Consider the following 17,249-nt stretch of genomic DNA (forward strand, 5'->3'; position numbering starts at 1 on the left):
CGCGCGTAGTCACCATTCATTTACCTGCGCGGGGCATGCTGGGGTCACTATCCACGCAAGGAGACACCATGCGAATCAAATCCGGGCTGGCTTTTACCCTTCTCTCGGCTCTGGTACTGGCGCCGGCGTCCGCGCTCGCGACCACCGCGCCCGCCGAGGATGCGTCTGCGACCACCGCGCCTACGGCGTCGTGCGCGCCGCTCGGGGACCTCACCGTCCTCGCAACCACGGACAACCACGGCACCTATACAAACTATGACTACTACTCCGGGCAGGCCTTTGGCGGCGCCGGAGAGCAAAACAAGGCGCGCGGTCTGGAACTTCTCTCGGGCTACGTGGCCACCGCCCGGAGCGAGCGCGGGGCGGACGGCGTCGTCCTTCTTGATAATGGTGACAACAATCAGGGCAACCCACTGGAGTCCTACTACCACGCTCATCGCGCGGCGGGCACGGTGGACCCGGGCGCCGCGGTACTTAACCGCATGGGTTATGATGCCGCGAACGTGGGTAACCACGAATTTAACTACGGCCTTGATGACCTCGCGCAGTACCGGGGAAACCTGGATATGCCGCTGCTGGGCAGCAATGTCATTGAGAGGGCAAGCGGTAAGCCCTACCTCACGCCCTACACCATTCTTCACAAACAGGTGGGCGGCAAGGACGTCAAGGTGGGCGTGATCGGCGTCGTGACGCCGGGCATCTCCATCTGGGACGCGGATAAGGTAAAGAGTCTCGCATTCGAGAATCCGGTACTCGCCGTGCAAAAGTATGTTCCCGAGGTGCGGGCGGCCGGTGCGGATGTGGTCATCGTTGCCGCGCACACGGGACTGGACCCGAACGGGTACACCTGGACGGACGGCTCTGATTTTCAGACGGACCTAGCCACCTCCATCGCCCAGCAAACCAGTGGCGTAGACCTCGTGATTGCCGGTCACTCGCACTCCACCCGTGACGCCAGCAATGTATTCACGAACAAGGACGGCGAGCATGTGCTCGTCACGCAGCCGGGTTACCACGGACGTTTCCTCTCCGACGTGCGGATCCCGCTCGCTCAGACGGCGGACGGCATTGACGTGGTGAATACACAGGATTGCGCGCCGGCGGCCACTCCCGTGTATGCCTCCGATTATGTGGGTGCTGAGGATCCGGGCGTGCTCAAGGCTATCCAGCCCTGGCACAATGAGACGCTCACCTGGGTTGACACCGTGGTGGCACAGGCCACCGAAACCATGTCTGGTGCCACGTCGCCCTGGGAGGACACGGCGATCCTGGACTTCGTGGGCACCGTGGAAACCGAGGCCGTGACAAACGGTCTCAAGGGCACGCAGTACGAGGGGCTGCCGGTACTCGCCCAGACGTCGCCGTTTTCCCGTTCCGCCGTGTTTCCGCAGGGTAACGTCACCATCGCCAATATGGCCGGGCTCTATACCTTCGATAACACGCTGCTGGGCGTCAAGCTGACGGGTGCGCAGGTAAAGGACTACCTCGAGTACGCCGCGCAGTACTACAAGCAGGTGCCGGCGAATTCTGCGTTTAGTGGTGAGGACGTGACGAACGCGCCCACGGACTACTACCAGAATGGCATGCCGGATTACGGCCTCGATCTGCTTACCGGCGTCAACTATGAGGTGAATATTTCCAAGCCCGTGGGGGAGCGCATCCAGAACCTGACTGTGAATGGCACGCCCGTTAAGGACGACGACGCCTTTGTGCTGGCCATCAACAACTACCGCCAGTCCGGTGGTGTTGGCTATCCACACGTCACGGATGCGCCAATCGTATTTGACCAGCAGCAGGCCATTCGTGATCTCCTTATCCAGTGGGCAGAGAAGCGCGGCACGATTGATCCAAGCAAGTTTGCTGTGACGAACTGGAAACTCACTACCTCCGATGCGTCCCCTAGCTCCACAGCCGCCCCGACGCAGCCGTCTAGTTCCACGCCGACGGGGGAGAGTGTCCTCGACATCACGACGCCGAGTGCCTCCGCCACTCGCGTTGCCAGTGCGGCGGGAAACACGCCGGGGCCGTCAGCCGGGCGGCTTGCCTGGACCGGTTCCAATACGGTGGGGTTGGTGAGTGTTGCCGCGCTACTGCTCGGGGTGGGCGTGGGTATCGCCCGGGCGCGCCGTCGTAGCTGGCTAGCTGGCTAGCTAGCTGGGCGTGAAACGGGCGCATGCGCTAACGGGCTAAAGCATGCATAATACGCGGCTATTCGAAGAAATGTTTCCTACCCGTCCCGTACTGGAAGCGCTAGCTCTAACCTGGTGGGATGTCGCACAACAGTTTGGTCTGATGCTGGGACCTCTTGCCCACCCGAACCGAGTGGTTTTTCGAGACCATGAAGGTGTTCATAGAAGCTCAGTAAGAAGGAAGCAATGGAGCGCACTGACACCCAGACGACAGTCGACGAGGCGTGGGCTGGATTCGCCCCCGGAAATTGGCAGGATGAAATTGATGTCCGTGATTTCATCCAGAAGAACTACACCCCTTACCTTGGCGACGAGTCCTTCCTCTCGGGGCCTACTGACAAGACCAAGCGGCTGTGGGACTACCTGGAGGATAACTACCTCTCGGTAGAGCGCAAGCGCCGCGTCTACGATGTGGACACCAAGACCCCGTCGGACATTGACGCCTTCCCGGCCGGATACATTTCCGATGATGATGACGTCATTGTTGGCCTCCAGACGGACACTCCGCTCAAGCGCGCCATGATGCCGAACGGCGGCTGGCGCATGGTGGAGCAGGCCATCAAGGAAGCGGGCAAGGAGCCGGATCCGGAGATCAAGAAGATCTTCACCCGCTACCGCAAGACGCACAACGACGCCGTGTTTGACATCTACACGCCCCGCATTCGCGCCGCGCGTCACTCCCACATCATTACGGGCCTGCCGGATGCCTACGGCCGTGGCCGCATCATCGGTGACTACCGCCGCGTAGCCCTCTACGGTGTGGATTACCTCATTGAAGAGAAGAAGATCGCTCGCGATTCCGTGGTTGGCCAGCCGTTCTCTGAGCACTGGGCCCGTTACCGCGAAGAGCACTCGGAGCAGATCAAGGCTCTCAAGAAGCTCAAGAAGCTCGGTGAGCTTTATGGCTTCGATATTTCTAAGCCCGCCAAGACGGCTAAGGAAGCTGTCCAGTGGACCTACTTCGGCTACCTTGCCTCTGTGAAGAGCCAGGATGGCGCCGCCATGTCCATTGGCCGCCTGTCCGCCTTCTTCGACATCTACTTCGAGCGTGACCTCGCCGCCGGCCTTATCACTGAGGCTGAGGCGCAGGAAATGATCGACAACATTGTGATGAAGCTGCGCATCGTGCGCTTCCTCCGCACCATTGATTACGATCAGATCTTCTCTGGCGATCCGTACTGGGCCACCTGGTCCGACGCCGGTTTCGGTGATGACGGCCGCCCGATGGTCACCAAGACCTCCTTCCGTCTCCTCCAGACGCTGCGTAACCTCGGTCCGGCTCCGGAACCGAACATCACCATTTTCTGGAATGAGAACCTGCCCGAGGGCTACAAGAAGTTCTGCGCGGCGATCTCCATTGAAACCTCGGCCATCCAGTATGAGTCCGATGAGCAGATTCGTGGCCAGTGGGGCGACGACGCGGCGATCGCGTGCTGCGTGTCCCCGATGCGCGTGGGCAAGCAGATGCAGTTCTTCGGCGCTCGCGTGAATGCGGCCAAGGGCCTCCTTTACGCCATCAACGGTGGCCGTGACGAGATCACCGGCCAGCAGGTCACCGAGCCCGGCGAGTACACGCCGATCGAGGGCGATGGTCCGCTCGACTTCGACGAAGTGTGGGACAAGTACGAGCACATGCTCGATTGGGTGGCGGGCACCTACGTTGAGGCGCTCAACATCATCCACTACTGCCACGACAAGTATGCCTACGAGGCCGTTGAAATGGCGCTCCACGATTCGGATATCGTGCGCACCATGGGCTGCGGCATCGCCGGCCTGTCCATCGTGGCTGATTCGCTCTCCGCGATTAAGTACGCCAAGGTGTATCCGATCCGTGATGAGTCCGGGCTGATCGTGGACTACCGCACCGAGGGTGAGTTCCCGATCTACGGTAACGACGACGATCGTGCTGACGACATCGCAGCCACCGTGGTGCACACCATCATGGACAAGATCCGTCAGCTGCCGATGTACCGCGATGCAATCCCGACGCAGTCCGTGCTCACCATCACCTCCAACGTGGTGTACGGCAAGGCTACGGGCGCGTTCCCGTGCGGCCACAAGGCTCACACTCCGTTTGCGCCGGGCGCTAACCCGGAGAACGGCATGGATACGCACGGAATGGTTGCCTCCATGCTTTCCGTGGGCAAGCTGGATTACAAGGACGCGCTGGACGGCATCTCGCTGACCAACACGATTACCCCGTCCGGCCTGGGCCGCAACAAGGATGAGCAGGTCGCCAACCTGGTGGGTATCCTGGATTCCGGCTTCATTCCGGAAGAGGACTAATGCTCCGGCCGGTCGCAACAAATTGGGGTGACCGGCCGTCTCAAGCCGCTAGAATTTAGTTGTTCACCGAGAAGTTAGGACAGAAAATGGCAAAGACATTCGATCAGCGCCTGGCAGAGACCAAGGCCGAGCGTGAGGACCACGGTGGGGTCAAGGGCCTCTACCACGCCAACATCAACGTGCTGGATCGCTCCATGCTTGAGGACGCCATGGAGAACCCGGAAAAGTACCCGAACCTCACGGTTCGCGTGTCCGGCTACGCCGTGAACTTCGTCAAGCTGACCCGCGAGCAGCAGCTTGACGTTCTTTCCCGTACGTTCCACCACTCTGCGTAGTGACTAGCAGTATTCAACTCGCACCCGCCGGCGTCCAAGATTTTGAGGCGCCGGCGGGCCGCGTGAGCGGTGAAGGCACCGCCGGCCTTGACGTACTGGATGATGTGACACGTCGGGAGCGGCTGGCCAAGATGCGCACGGGTGAACTTGGCTCGGTGCACTCTTGGGAATTGGTCACGGCCGTGGATGGCCCGGGAACGCGTATGACCGTGTTCTTCAACGGGTGCCCGCTGCGGTGCCAGTACTGCCATAACCCCGACACGTTCCTGATGCGCAACGGCGAGCCGGTGCTCGCGGATTCGCTTCTTCACCGTATGAAGCGCTACCGGCGGCTGTTTAAGACCACGGGCGGCGGGATTACGCTCAGCGGTGGCGAGTGCCTGATGCAACCGAAGTTCCTGGCACGGATTCTGCGCGGGGCGAAGGCCATGGGTATTCATACCGCTCTCGACACCTCCGGTTTCCTGGGTAAAAACCTCGATGAGGAAATGCTCGCGAACACGGACATGGTGCTCCTGGACGTCAAGTCCGGTTCGGAGGAAAAGTACCGCGAAGTAACGGGCCGCGCGCTTCAGCCCACCATCGATTTTGGGGACAGGCTATGCGAGGCCGGTGTTGAGGTGTGGATCCGCTTCGTGCTGGTTCCCGGTCTCACGGATGATTCGGAGAACATTCATAACGTGGCGAAGATTGTTACGCGCTGGCGCAGCAATGTCACCCGTATGGAAGTGCTCCCGTTCCACCAGATGGCGCGGGATAAGTGGGATTCGCTAGGGCTGGAATACAAGCTCCGGGATGTGAAGCCACCGTCGAACGAGGCGGTGGAGCAAGCCCGTGATATTTTCCGTAGCTACGATTTGCCCACGCCTAGCTTCTAGGCTAGACGGGCGATTCGGCTGGGAGAGGGCCTCGCTTCGGCGGGGCCCTCAATGTTTTAGCCGGTCTGGGCCCGCGCTGTGGTTGATTGGTGGCCTTCACCGCACGCGGCCGGTGAGACGATACGGACGCACGCGATAGGGTGGACGGGCTATGACAAGCGATGCGATGAAAGAAACGCTGGAGCGCCTTCGCCAGCGAGTCCGTGAAAATGCGGCTAAAGCTCAGGCCACACTACCTTCGCCGCGGCCGGTTGCACGCCCCGGTACTAACCCGGAGGCAGCCGCACGGATACTGGACGGATTGAACCCGCAGCAGCGTGACGCCGTCGTCCATGATGGTGGCCCACTACTGGTGGTGGCCGGAGCCGGGTCTGGAAAAACCCGCGTTCTCACCTCACGAATCGCCTACCTCATCGCGACCGGACGGGCGCGGCCGGCAGAAATTCTGGCCATCACGTTCACCAATAAGGCCGCTAAGGAGATGCGGGACCGACTGGGCGGGATGCTCGGCGGCCTCTCGCGCGCCATGTGGATCTCCACCTTCCACTCGGCATGTCTGCGGATTCTGCGGGCAGAACACGGGGCGCTTGGGATTCGCTCCACCTTTACCATCTATGATGCGCAGGACTCGCAGCGCCTCATGAGCATGGTGTGCCGGGAGGATGGTATTGACGTGCGTGCCTTCCCGGCGAAGACGCTCTCGCGCCAGGTTTCGGACCTCAAGAATGACCTGGTCACCCCGGACCAGCAGGCAGAGCGGGCGACGGACCCGGCGGGCAGGGCGCTGGCCCAGGCCTACGAGGGTTACCAGCGGCGGCTACAGCAGGCCAACGCGATGGACTTTGATGATCTCATCATGCGCACCGTGCAACTACTTCAGGATCACCCGGATATCGCCGCGCGCTACCGAACGCGTTTCCGCCACATTCTGGTGGACGAGTACCAGGACACGAACCACGCCCAGTACGTGCTCATCAAGACGCTCACGGGGGAGGGGCCGGATCGCTCGGACCTCACCGTGGTCGGTGACGCGGACCAGTCCATCTATGCTTTTCGCGGTGCCACCATCCGCAACATTGAGGACTTTGAGGAGGATTTTAAGGATTCCACCTCGATCCTCCTGGAGCAGAACTACCGCTCCACCCAGTCCATCCTCACGGCCGCAAACGCCGTTATTGCCCACAATCAGCATCGCCGTGCCAAGAACCTGTGGACGGATCGTGGGACGGGGGAGAAACTGGTGGGCTACGTGGCGGATTCGGAAGCCGATGAAGCCAGTTTTGTCACCACGGAAATTGACCGGCTGCGCGATGAACACGGCTACCAGTACGGGGACTTCGCCGTGTTCTACCGGACTAATGCACAGTCCCGCGCGCTGGAGGAGATGTTCGTGCGCGCGGGTATCCCGTATCGGGTGATCGGCGGCACGCGTTTCTATGAGCGCCGTGAGATTAAGGATGCGCTGGCCTACCTGCACGCGATCATTAACCCGGATGACACGGTGTCGCTTCGTCGCATTCTCAACGTGCCGCGCCGCGGAATCGGCGCGAAGAGTGAGGAGGCGCTGGCACTTCACGCAACGCGCTGGAATGTGTCCTTCGGGGAGGCACTGGCCGATGTGGCTCATCCGGGGGAGCGCGGCGAGGTACCCGGACTCACCAAGCGGGCACGCGCGTCCATGGCGGCCCTGTCTGACATTATTGCGGCCTCCCGCGCTGAGGCGGAGGCGGGCGCGGCGCCGGCGGACGTGTTGGATAAGATCCTTGACGAATCGGGCTACCTGGCCGAACTGCAGGATTCGAAGGATCCGCAGGATGAATCGCGGGTGGAAAACCTGGCCGAGCTGCACTCCGTGGCCACGGACTACAGGGTGGAGGAACCGGAGGGTACCGTGGCCACCTGGCTGGACCGCATCTCCCTGGTATCAGATTCCGACAAGCTGCCGGACGGCGCCGCGGGAGAAGGCGAAACCACCCTCATGACGGTTCACACGGCCAAGGGGCTGGAGTTCCCGGTGGTGTTCGTCACCGGCCTGGAGGACGGCACCTTCCCGCACATGCGCTCCCTTGGCGATCAGCGTGAACTGGCCGAGGAACGCCGCCTTGCCTACGTGGCGCTCACCCGAGCTCGCGAGCGGCTCTACGTCACCCGCGCTGCAACGCGATCCTCCTGGGGCGCACCGCAGGAGTTACCGGCCTCCCGATTCCTCACAGAAATTCCGCCGGAGGTGATTGTGTGGCGGCGTGAATTCTCCAGCCAGGACCAACTGCGGGCCGGAGGATATCGGGGTTCTTCCTATTCGCGCCGTTTTGATAAGGGGCACGGGTATGGACACGGTGGCGGAAGCTTCGAGGATGATGCGTTCGACGGCGCCCCCGTGCTCGGTTCGGGCAAGCAGTTCCACGGCGGCAAGCTCGGGGTGAGCCAGCCGACCGATCCGCCTGCCTCCGCCTCCACCGAGGAAGCGGGCATCAAGGTGGGGGATACCGTGCGTCACAAGAGTTTCGGGGTGGGCCGCGTGGTGAACTTCGAGGGCGCGGGCAAATCGGCCGTGGCGAAGGTGGCCTTCGCGAACGGCCAAACTAAACGGCTCATGCTGCGGTTCGCCCCGCTCACCAAGGTGGAGTAGGTGCGGCGGAGCGGACCCAAGCGGCGCGGCATTAACGCCAGCCCATTCACGGTGAGTGACTGGAGAGAGGAACTGGGATTCGCACCCGGGGCGGCGGTGGTACCGCGGACCATTGCACTCGCGGAGGCACTGCGGGCCCGGTTCGACGCCGCTGCCGTTGCGGGCGGGCTCGCGCGCGGCGACGTCGTGGACGAGAACGGTGTTCCCCTGAGTGGAGAGACGCGTGTGGTACCGGGACAACGCGTATATATTTTCCGGCCGGTGCCGGACGAGCCGGCCGAGCCGATCATGCTTGACGTACTGGCACGCGGGGACGGATGGATGGCCATCGATAAGCCGCACGGCCTGGCCACGATTCCACGCGGAAATCACGTGGCCCGCTCCGTCACGGTGGCGGCGCGGCGACAGTTCCACAATGACGAGATCCAGGCCGCCCACCGGTTGGATGTTCTCACGGCGGGCGCACTGCTTCTGGTGACGCGGCCGGCCATGCGTGGGGCACTCCAGCGCCTCTTTCAGGAGCGGCGCGTGGACAAGTGCTATGAGGCGCTGGCGCGACTTCCGGAACACGGGTGGGAGGCGCTCGCGGGCGGCGTCGTCCTAGACCTGAAAATGACTAAGCGCGCTGGGTCCCTGCGGGCCACCGTGGAGCCGGGGGTGGCGAATTCTCGCACGCGCATCCGCCTGGTGGAGGTACGCGGGCACACCGGGCGCTTCGAGGTGGTACCGGAAACGGGCCGAACACACCAGATTCGCCTGGCCATGGCGTACATGGGCCTGCCAATTGTGGGTGATCCGCTGTACGGTGGGCGCTCGGACGTGACTGGCGGAGCAGAGACAGGCGTGATGGGCGGAGCAGCGGCAGACGCGGGCAGCAAAGATCCTCCACCGGGCCGTGATATTGCGGGAGAATGTCCCCTGCAATTGGTGGCACGCAGTATGGGGTTCGCGCAGCCGGGTGACGGCCGGCGGATTCGCATCGAGAGCCGAATGAGACTGGATTGGGAAGCTGGGAGGGGAGCGGTATGAACAGGTCGCGGCATCGGTGGGCGGTAGCACTGGCCGTGGTGCAGCCGTTCCTACTCAGCTGGTTGGTGGTGGTTGTGCTCACCCTGCTCTCCTATACGCTCACCGCCTCCTCCACCCAGTTGGGAACGGCCACATGGCAGGATGCGGCTCGCGTGGGCGGCTCGGCGTGGCTATTGGGCGTGGGTGCGCCCATTCGCGGCGAAAACGTCGAGGTGTCACTCATCCCGCTTCTGCTCAGCGCGGCGGTGCTGTGGGCCACCGTGCGGTTTGTGCGCCGGGTAGGGATTAAAGACCGGTGGGATTGGGCGGTGGCTGCCGGGGCGGGCGGTCTCACCGCATTGCTTATTCGAGCATTGTCCCTCCCCGGTTCCTCGGTGCTGGGCGCGGCCGTGGGCGGTGGTGTGCTTGCCGTCGTGGCCGGTGCCTGCGCGCTCGGCAGCTGGGTGGTGCCGCCACGTTTTGCCGCCTATGTAGCCGAGGGATGGCGAATAGCGCGCGTTATCTTGGCGGCGCTGGCCGTGATGGGCACGGTTGTGCTGGTGATTGCGTGTGTGACGGGGTGGGGCCGTATTACGGGCATTTACCGCGCCTACCTCACCGACGGCGCGGGGACCGTGTTTCTCACCGTGCTCCAGATGTGTTTCCTGCCGGCGGGCCTGGTGTGGGCGCTCGCCTACATGAGCGGCGCGGGATTCGCGGTGGGTGAGGGTGCCACATTCTCCGCCCTCGGCTCCACCGGCGCACCGCTTCCCGCCATCCCGTTCTTTGGTGCCCTGCCCAGCCCGACCACGCATGCCGGTTGGCTGGTGGTACTGCTGGTTGCGGCGGGCCTGCAGTGGGGCGCCTGGGAGGCGCGGCGTGGCGTGCGCATCACAGACACATGGCCGGGACTCAGTGGCGCACTCATCATTGAAACCCTCGTGGTGGCCGCGGCCGGCGCACTAACTCGCGGCGGCATAGGTACGGGCCGCATGATGCAGATGGGTGCCTATGGCCCGCTGCTCGCCGGGGCGGTGCTACTAGAAACATTCGTCCCTATGCTCGCCGTGGTGGGCGGTATTGAGGCGTGGGAGTGGTGGTGGGCGCGCGTGCGCAGTGAGCCCGCCACGGCACCTTCCCCTGATGACGCCGTAGCGAGCGCTTCCGCCGCGCTTGCGGTTCCGGGTGGTTCCGGTGTTTCGCCGGATGCCGAGAACGCGGATGGCGAAAACACGGATGCCGAGCCCGCGGGGACTGTCGAGGCCGGGACGGCAGAAATGCCCGCAGCCGACGACGTTGTGGAAGACGGCACGAAAACGGATACCGATAATACGGCGGAGCGAGCCGATAGCGCCGCGGGCGGGGAGGACTAGCGGTGTTCGGGCCCACCTCACCGCTACTCGCATGGTTGTGCGCGGCGGGAGCGCTCGCGCTTGCATGTGTCGGTGCGCATAACATGTCGTTGCGTCGGCCACTGGTGCGCGCCTGCAGTACCGTCCTGTGTCTACTGCTAGCCGGCATGCTCGTGGCGGCGGCGGGCGGCATTGCCGTCAACCGCTCGCTCGGCTACATGCCTACCTGGCAGTCCGTGGTATCCACTATCACCGGTACCGAAAACGGACCCGTGCGCGCCGTCGTCGAAAAAACCGCGCCCGCCTACACGGGGAGCGCCGCACCCATTCCGCAGCCCGAGGGCGCCGCCTGGCATACGCACTTCACCAAAGAACACAACGTACTTCTCACCACCTTTACCGGGCCTGAGTCCGGGATCACGCAGCAGGTGCGCGTGTGGCTGCCCGCGGACTACACGCCGTCGCGCATGTACAAGGTGATTGTGATGCTCCACGGCTTCCCGGGGAATCCGTCGCGGATGGCACGCACCATGGATTTCGATCACGTGGTGCCGCGGAGCGCGCCGGGCACCATCGTGGTTATTCCCTCCCAGTTCCCGGATGCGGCCTCCCCGGACTGCCTTGATGTGGCCGGCCGGCCCGCCGTATCCACCTGGATTACCGACGACGTGGTGGGAATGGTGCGGGCCAATTTCTCCACCTCGGCGAACCGGGAGGATTGGGCGATCGGCGGCGCCTCCTACGGCGGATGGTGCGCGGGAGAGCTGGCACTCGCCCGTCCGGATAGGTTTGGTTCAGCCATTATGTTCTCCGGCTATAACCAGCCCGAAACGGGCTCCCTCACGCGTAGCACCGAGCTGCGCAAGGCATACACGATTACCAAGCTCATGCGGGAATCCTCCTGGCCGCAGCGTTTCTACATCGCCGCTACCGCCCACGATCGAGACGCATACGCGCTGGTCACCGCCGCCGAAAATATTAATAATCCGGCCGTTGCTGTCACCACGCACGTGGATAGCCAGGGTGCCCACAACTGGAGTGTGTGGGCAAAGCAGGCGCCAGCCGCATTCACCTGGTGGAGTACCCACGCGGGACCAAGCAAAAACGGCGGTCACCCGTCACACTCACAGGGAGCGCTGCTCATGTGTGCGGCGGCCGTACTACTCGCGGCCGCTGTGCTGGGCGCCTCCGCGTGGCGCGGGGTCCGCTGGCGGCGAGGTACGCGCGCGCTCGCGGCCGCGGTGGGAGTAGTGGTGGTGGTGCTCGCCGTGCTCGGCGCGGTTAACACCGTGACGCTCACGGTACTGGGGTTTGAGGATATCCCGGCTCTGTTAGGACTGGTGGCGCCGGCGTAGCGCGATCCGACCGGGGCGTGGGCGTCTGGGTCAGGTCCGCCAGCGGCCGGCGCATCGCCCGCCGCGCCCTACTGAGCGCGTGCGGCGCGTCGACGGTCAATACCCCGGTCACCTGTCCGTTCCGCCGCCACCGGAGCACGAGGGCGTCGTCCTGTGGAGCATCGCGCTCCGGCGCCACGCCTTCCGGGGCCTCACCGATGAAGCCGAGTGAATGACCAAACTGATCGGAGAACACCTCCGGCGCATTGACGAATGCGGGCGGCTCGGTGCCCGTGATATCCGCACCCACTCGCTGCGCATCGGCGAGGGCCTGGGTCCAGTGGCCACCGGACCGCCACCCGCCGCTGTCTGCCACGGCCGCGGCATCACCGGCAGCGTACAGGCCCGGTACCGGTTTTCCGGCGGCAAGGACGCGGCCACACCAATCCACGGCAAGTGCGCCATGCGGGGAACGATCCACGCCCGCTGGCATAAACTCCAGCGCCGGCTCGGCGCCTACCGCTTGAATCACCACGTGATCCGCCGGTGCTCCGGGAAATACGGTGCCCAGATGAAGCGTGATGTGCCGCTCGTCCATCCACCCTCGCCACAGATCATCCACCGCGCCGTGGAATGCCCGTCCCAGCACGTGAGGACTGCGCTCCCACACGGTGACATGCGCACCCCGGCGGGAGATCGAGTCACTCAGCTCCGTTCCGATCCACCCGGCACCCACGATGTCCACGCGGGTGCCCGCATGAATCCGGCTGCGCAGGTGCTCCGCCATGGCCAGCGTATAGAGCGGCGCGGCGCCGGGTACCGTGAGGCGCGGCCGGCTCCCGGTGGCCACCACCAGGGTGTCCACGTGCTCGGTGCCTGCCCCGGCGGTGGAAATCGGGGCAAAGGCGTCCCGATCCGTCCCGCTGAGCGTTTTCCGCTCAGCAACGTGTACATCCCAGCCGCCGGCGGCTCGGATGTCCGGTTGAGACGGGGCCGCATGGTGATGCGCTGCCAAATCCGCTGCCGGAGTCACCGCGGCCACGACGGCCGCGTGCACGGTTACGTGGAGCTGTGCTAGGTCGCCCAGACCCTGCTCGGCTAGAGGCTGGTGGTAAGCATCGAATAGATGCTTGGAGAGCGGCGGGCGATCATACGGGGTGGTGCCCTCACCGTCCCACGCCACAATCCGGCCCGTAAAACCGCGTTCGCGCAATTCGGCGGCCACCCGCAATCCGGCGATGCCGGTCCCAATAATCCCCACTGTCACGTGTTACCTCGATTCCATCGTGATGAGCATAGGCGGAAACGCGCCGAGAAACAGTGCCGCTACGTAGCCCGGCATTCGTCCACCACACCGTTCGGCGGTTAGGGTGGACGCATGGATAATCGTGAGGGCTACGGCGCCTGGCTCGTTGGTGCGGGCGTATGGGTGGCGGGTGCTGTGGCACTGGGCGTTTTCGCTGGCGCCCGAGTGGCCGTTTTCGCGCTGGCGGCACTACTGGTGATTGGGGCCGTGCTGCGTGCTGTCCCCGGGTGGGATGTGGTACCGCCCGTCCGACGCCGTTTCGTGGACGTAGCGTGCTATCTCGCGCTCTCGCTAGCCCTGGTACTTTTTGCTCGCTGGGCGGCCGCTCCACCCGTCATGTAGGTCATGCTTGTGCGCCAATCCTCCCTCCTGTGACGTGCTGCACGCGGTTAGACTTTCTCTGCCGGCTTTACTTGAGGAGGAAAAATGCCCGTTGATGCTACCCACACCGCCGCCTGGCGCGAACTCCAGACGCTCCACGATGGGTTGAATGTTGATTTCCGCTCCTGGTTTGCCCAGGATCCCACCCGTGCGCAGCGCTTCAGCTTCCAGGCGGGGGACCTATTTGTCGACCTCTCCAAGGATTACCTTACCGACGAGGTACGCGCCGCGCTGCTGAGGCTCGCCGAACAGGTGGGCGTGGGCGAACGCCGGGACGCGATGTTCCGTGGTGAGCACATCAACGTGACTGAGGACCGTGCGGTTCTACACACCGCGCTACGGCGCCCCGCAACCGACCAGCTCGAGGTGGACGGCGTCGACGTTGTCGCGGAAGTTCACGAAACCCTCGAGCGGATGTACGCGTTCGCGCGCAGGGTGCGCTCCGGCGAATGGACCGGCGTGACGGGCAAGCCGATTCGCACCGTGATCAACATCGGCATCGGCGGCTCCGACCTGGGACCGAACATGGCCTACGAGGCGCTCAAGGCCTACGTCAAGGATGGCCTGGAGGGGCGCTTCATCTCTAACATCGATCCCACGGACCTGGGGGAGACCCTCGCGGACGTGGACCCCGAAACCGTCCTATTCATCGTCACCTCCAAGACGTTCACCACGCTCGAAACCCTCACGAATGCGCGGGCGGCGCGGTCCTGGCTACTCGGCCAGCTGGCGGCGCGCGGCATCGAGACGGCGGACGCGGTGGCCAAGCACTTCGTGGCCGTGTCCACCAACCTGGAGAAGGTGGCCGAATTTGGCATCGATCCGGCCAACGCTTTCGGTTTCTGGGACTGGGTGGGCGGCCGCTACTCCGTGGACTCGGCGGTGGGTCTCAGCCTCATCCTCACCATCGGTCCGGCGAACTTCGCGGAGTTCCTGGCCGGCTTCCACGCCATTGACGAGCACTTCGCCACCGCGGCGCCCGAGGAGAACGTGCCGCTGCTCATGGGCTTGCTTAACGTGTGGTACTCGAATTTCTTCGACGCCGGTACCCACGCGGTGCTGCCGTACTCGCAGTACCTGCACCGTTTCCCCGCCTACTTGCAGCAGCTCACCATGGAATCCAACGGTAAGCGGGTGCGCTGGGATGGCACGCCGGTCACCTCCTCAACCGGTGAGGTGTTCTGGGGCGAACCGGGCACCAACGGCCAGCACGCCTTCTACCAGCTGATTCACCAGGGCACGCGCACGGTGCCCGCGGACTTCATCGCTTTCGCCAATCCCACGTTTGCGCTGGAGGATAACGGGCAGGATCAGCACGAACTGTTCCTGGGCAACTTCTTCGCCCAGACCAAGGCGCTGGCCTTCGGCAAGACGGCCGAGGAGGTGCGCGCGGAGGGGACGCCTGAAGCGATCGTGTCCGCCCGCGTGTTCCCCGGCAATAAGCCCACCACGTCCATCATGGCGCCGGCTCTCACCCCGCGGGTGCTCGGGGAACTGATCGCGCTCTACGAGCACATTGTGTTCACCGAGGGCGCCGTGTGGGGCATCGACTCCTTCGACCAGTGGGGAGTGGAGCTCGGCAAGCAGATGGCCCTCGACCTCAATCCGGCCGTCTCTGGTGATCAGGCCGCCATTGACGCGCAGGATCCCTCCACGAAGCAACTGGTGGAGTACTACCGCTCGCATCGACAGTAGCGGCCCAGCGCTGCACGACGTCGAAGCGGTCGCGTCACGTAACGGAGGCGTGGCCGCGGTGTTGTAGGACAGTGTGGCGGGTTGACGGCGCCGGGATGACTCCTGGCGCCGTTCGGGCACATGGCGGCGCGAACCGGTTATTCGCACGTGTGAAAAGAGATACACGGGGTGCGCTTTCGTCCGCCCGAAACCAAGCGGAGTCGCGAAAACTAGCGGAAGCTGCCGGCGTCGTTCGTGAGAAGGGTATATCTCACCTACCGGACCCCGTACCGCGGTGTCGGAGGTGGGACCTAAAGTGTGGGCCACCGGCTGTATTCGCCGGTCCAAGCCACGAAAGGAGGCGCCATGTCTGAAGCAACAGCCATTCAACGAAGAGGAGGTGGCGCGCTCAAGCGTGGCTTGCATGCACGTCACGTCACCATGATTGCCATCGGCGGGGCCATCGGCACCGGCCTATTTCTCGCATCCGGGCAAACCATCGCCACGGCCGGACCAGGTGGTGCACTGGTTGCCTACGGGCTCATGGGCATTATGGTGTTCTTCCTCATGCAATCGCTGGGGGAGATGGCAGCGTATATTCCGGCGTCCGGCTCATTCCAGGAGTACGGGCGCCGTTTCGTGTCCCACAGCTTTGGCTTCGCCATGGGATGGAACTACTGGTACAACTTCGCCGTCACCGTGGCATCCGAGCTGGCGGCCGCGGCGCTGGTAATGACGTACTGGTTACCGAATACGCCCGGCTGGGTGTGGTCCCTGCTGTTCCTCGTGCTGCTGGTTGGGCTCAACGTACTCTCCGTCAAGGGATACGGCGAATCGGAATTCTGGTTTGCGCTCATTAAGGTAGCCACCATCATCATTTTCCTCGTGGTGGGCATCCTCATGATCGTGGGGATCATGGGTCATGCGCCCGGAGGGCAACACTGGGGAGAGGGCGAGGCGCCCTTCGTTAGCGGCGTGCCCGGTATTCTTGCCGTATTTATGGTGGCTGGATTCTCCTTCCAGGGCACCGAAATTCTGGGTGTAACGGCGGCGGAAACAAAGGAACCGGAGAAGAATATTCCGCGTGCCACCCGCACTATTTTTTGGCGCATCCTGCTGTTCTATATCGGGGCGATCGCGGTTATTGGCACCTTGATTTCCTACCGGGACCCGAAGCTGCTGCGCTCGGATGTGACGGATGTGGCCGTCTCCCCGTTCACACTGGTCTTTGACCACGCTGGCGTGGCCCTGGCTGCCGGCGTTATGAACGCCGTCATTCTCACCTCCGTGCTATCGGCCGGTAACTCCGGACTTTACGTGTCCAGCCGTATGCTGCAGGCCCTCGCGGAGAAGGGGGATGCCCCCGCATTTCTCGCGCGGATTAATCGGCGCGGCATTCCGGTGGCTGCGCTCATTGCCACGGTTCTCATGGCGCTCGTATGCCTGGGCCTCTCTCACCTGGGAAGCGGCCAGGCGTACTACTGGCTGGTGTCCGCCTCCGGCCTGGCCGGATTTATCACGTGGATCGGTATTGCCTGGTGCCACTTTAAGTTCCGCCGGGCATTCCTAGCGCAGGGGCATACTCTTGACGAATTACCATTCCGCGCCATGTTCTACCCGGCCGGACCGCTGATCGCGCTGGCCATGTGCATATTCGTGGTGATCGGTCAGGGCTACTTCATTGTGACCGGCGGAGGCGGCGCGATGGACCTGGTGGCCAGCTATATCGGACTGCCGCTGTTCCTCATTCTCTGGATCGTCCACAAGATCGTCACCAAGTCCCCGGTCATCGGCCCCACGGATGCTGATTTGACCCGCGTTCACGGCACCGCCCCGGTGGATCTGCTGCCGGATTAAAGCGAGCCGGTGGGTGGGGT

General features: G+C 63.6%; 12 protein-coding genes. 11 read left to right on the forward strand and 1 reads right to left on the reverse strand.

Features of this window, described 5'->3' with window-relative positions; genetic code table 11:
• Positions 1-68 precede the first annotated feature (68 nt).
• The 8 genes from EIH27_RS01535 to EIH27_RS01570 all read left to right on the forward strand — a co-directional run bounded on the left by EIH27_RS01535 (position 69) and on the right by EIH27_RS01570 (position 12,032).
• Positions 69-2,150: a bifunctional metallophosphatase/5'-nucleotidase gene (locus EIH27_RS01535; protein WP_164461571.1), complete on the forward strand. Its 2,082-nt coding sequence runs from the start codon at positions 69-71 to the stop codon at positions 2,148-2,150.
• 225 nt (positions 2,151-2,375) lie between these two features.
• On the forward strand, positions 2,376-4,475 hold the full coding sequence (pflB, locus tag EIH27_RS01540; protein ID WP_124039236.1) for a formate C-acetyltransferase: 2,100 nt from the start codon (positions 2,376-2,378) through the stop codon (positions 4,473-4,475).
• Positions 4,476-4,561: 86 nt separating this feature from the next.
• On the forward strand, positions 4,562-4,810 hold the full coding sequence (grcA2, locus tag EIH27_RS01545) for an autonomous glycyl radical cofactor GrcA2 (RefSeq protein WP_124039237.1): 249 nt from the start codon (positions 4,562-4,564) through the stop codon (positions 4,808-4,810).
• The gene (gene pflA / locus EIH27_RS01550) at positions 4,810-5,688 is read left to right on the forward strand and encodes a pyruvate formate-lyase-activating protein (RefSeq protein WP_241152930.1); all 879 of its coding nucleotides are present in this window, start codon (positions 4,810-4,812) and stop codon (positions 5,686-5,688) included. Before grcA2 ends, pflA begins: the two co-directional genes overlap by 1 nt.
• A 151-nt stretch (positions 5,689-5,839) precedes the next feature.
• Positions 5,840-8,317 carry an ATP-dependent helicase gene (locus EIH27_RS01555; protein WP_124039238.1) on the forward strand — a complete coding sequence of 826 codons (2,478 nt, stop codon included), beginning with the start codon at positions 5,840-5,842 and terminating at the stop codon, positions 8,315-8,317.
• Complete coding sequence (locus EIH27_RS01560) at positions 8,318-9,346, forward strand: pseudouridine synthase (protein ID WP_124039239.1); 1,029 nt, start codon at positions 8,318-8,320, stop codon at positions 9,344-9,346. It abuts the gene before it with no gap.
• Positions 9,343-10,698 carry a cell division protein PerM gene (locus EIH27_RS01565; RefSeq protein WP_124039240.1) on the forward strand — a complete coding sequence of 452 codons (1,356 nt, stop codon included), beginning with the start codon at positions 9,343-9,345 and terminating at the stop codon, positions 10,696-10,698. Before EIH27_RS01560 ends, EIH27_RS01565 begins: the two co-directional genes overlap by 4 nt.
• A gap of 83 nt (positions 10,699-10,781) precedes the next feature.
• Positions 10,782-12,032 (forward strand): alpha/beta hydrolase, encoded by a 1,251-nt coding sequence (locus EIH27_RS01570; protein WP_124039241.1) that lies wholly within the window; start codon positions 10,782-10,784, stop codon positions 12,030-12,032.
• Here the strand turns inward: EIH27_RS01570 and EIH27_RS01575 are convergent.
• Positions 11,974-13,278, reverse strand: coding sequence for an FAD-dependent oxidoreductase (locus tag EIH27_RS01575; protein ID WP_124039242.1), 1,305 nt, complete (start codon positions 13,276-13,278; stop codon positions 11,974-11,976). The genes EIH27_RS01570 and EIH27_RS01575 overlap by 59 nt on opposite strands.
• Before the next feature lie 111 nt (positions 13,279-13,389).
• Here EIH27_RS01575 and EIH27_RS01580 point away from each other — a divergent pair, with 111 nt between their 5' ends.
• The 3 genes from EIH27_RS01580 (at position 13,390) to EIH27_RS01590 (ending at position 17,229) form a co-directional block, all read left to right on the forward strand.
• Positions 13,390-13,659, forward strand: coding sequence for a hypothetical protein (locus tag EIH27_RS01580; RefSeq protein ID WP_124039243.1), 270 nt, complete (start codon positions 13,390-13,392; stop codon positions 13,657-13,659).
• Positions 13,660-13,743: 84 nt separating this feature from the next.
• A complete protein-coding gene (gene pgi / locus EIH27_RS01585) occupies positions 13,744-15,393 on the forward strand; it encodes a glucose-6-phosphate isomerase (RefSeq protein ID WP_124039244.1) in 1,650 nt (549 codons plus the stop codon).
• A gap of 345 nt (positions 15,394-15,738) precedes the next feature.
• Complete coding sequence (locus EIH27_RS01590; RefSeq protein ID WP_124039245.1) at positions 15,739-17,229, forward strand: amino acid permease; 1,491 nt, start codon at positions 15,739-15,741, stop codon at positions 17,227-17,229.
• Positions 17,230-17,249: the final 20 nt, after the last annotated feature.

The sequence above is a fragment of the Neoactinobaculum massilliense genome, assembly GCF_900604955.1.
In the GTDB taxonomy this organism is placed as follows: Bacteria; Actinomycetota; Actinomycetes; order Actinomycetales; family Actinomycetaceae; genus Neoactinobaculum; species Neoactinobaculum massilliense.

Excerpts from the sequence above, each read along its gene's own strand:
- EIH27_RS01535 (WP_164461571.1), top strand. The coding sequence starts at position 69 with ATGCGAATCAAATCCGGGCTGGCTTTTACCCTTCTCTCGGCTCTGGTA.
- pflB (WP_124039236.1), top strand. The coding sequence starts at position 2,376 with ATGGAGCGCACTGACACCCAGACGACAGTCGACGAGGCGTGGGCTGGA.
- grcA2 (WP_124039237.1), top strand. The coding sequence starts at position 4,562 with ATGGCAAAGACATTCGATCAGCGCCTGGCAGAGACCAAGGCCGAGCGT.
- EIH27_RS01555 (WP_124039238.1), top strand. The coding sequence starts at position 5,840 with ATGACAAGCGATGCGATGAAAGAAACGCTGGAGCGCCTTCGCCAGCGA.
- EIH27_RS01565 (WP_124039240.1), top strand. The coding sequence starts at position 9,343 with ATGAACAGGTCGCGGCATCGGTGGGCGGTAGCACTGGCCGTGGTGCAG.
- EIH27_RS01570 (WP_124039241.1), top strand. The coding sequence starts at position 10,782 with ATGTCGTTGCGTCGGCCACTGGTGCGCGCCTGCAGTACCGTCCTGTGT.
- EIH27_RS01580 (WP_124039243.1), top strand. The coding sequence starts at position 13,390 with ATGGATAATCGTGAGGGCTACGGCGCCTGGCTCGTTGGTGCGGGCGTA.
- pgi (WP_124039244.1), top strand. The coding sequence starts at position 13,744 with ATGCCCGTTGATGCTACCCACACCGCCGCCTGGCGCGAACTCCAGACG.
- EIH27_RS01590 (WP_124039245.1), top strand. The coding sequence starts at position 15,739 with ATGTCTGAAGCAACAGCCATTCAACGAAGAGGAGGTGGCGCGCTCAAG.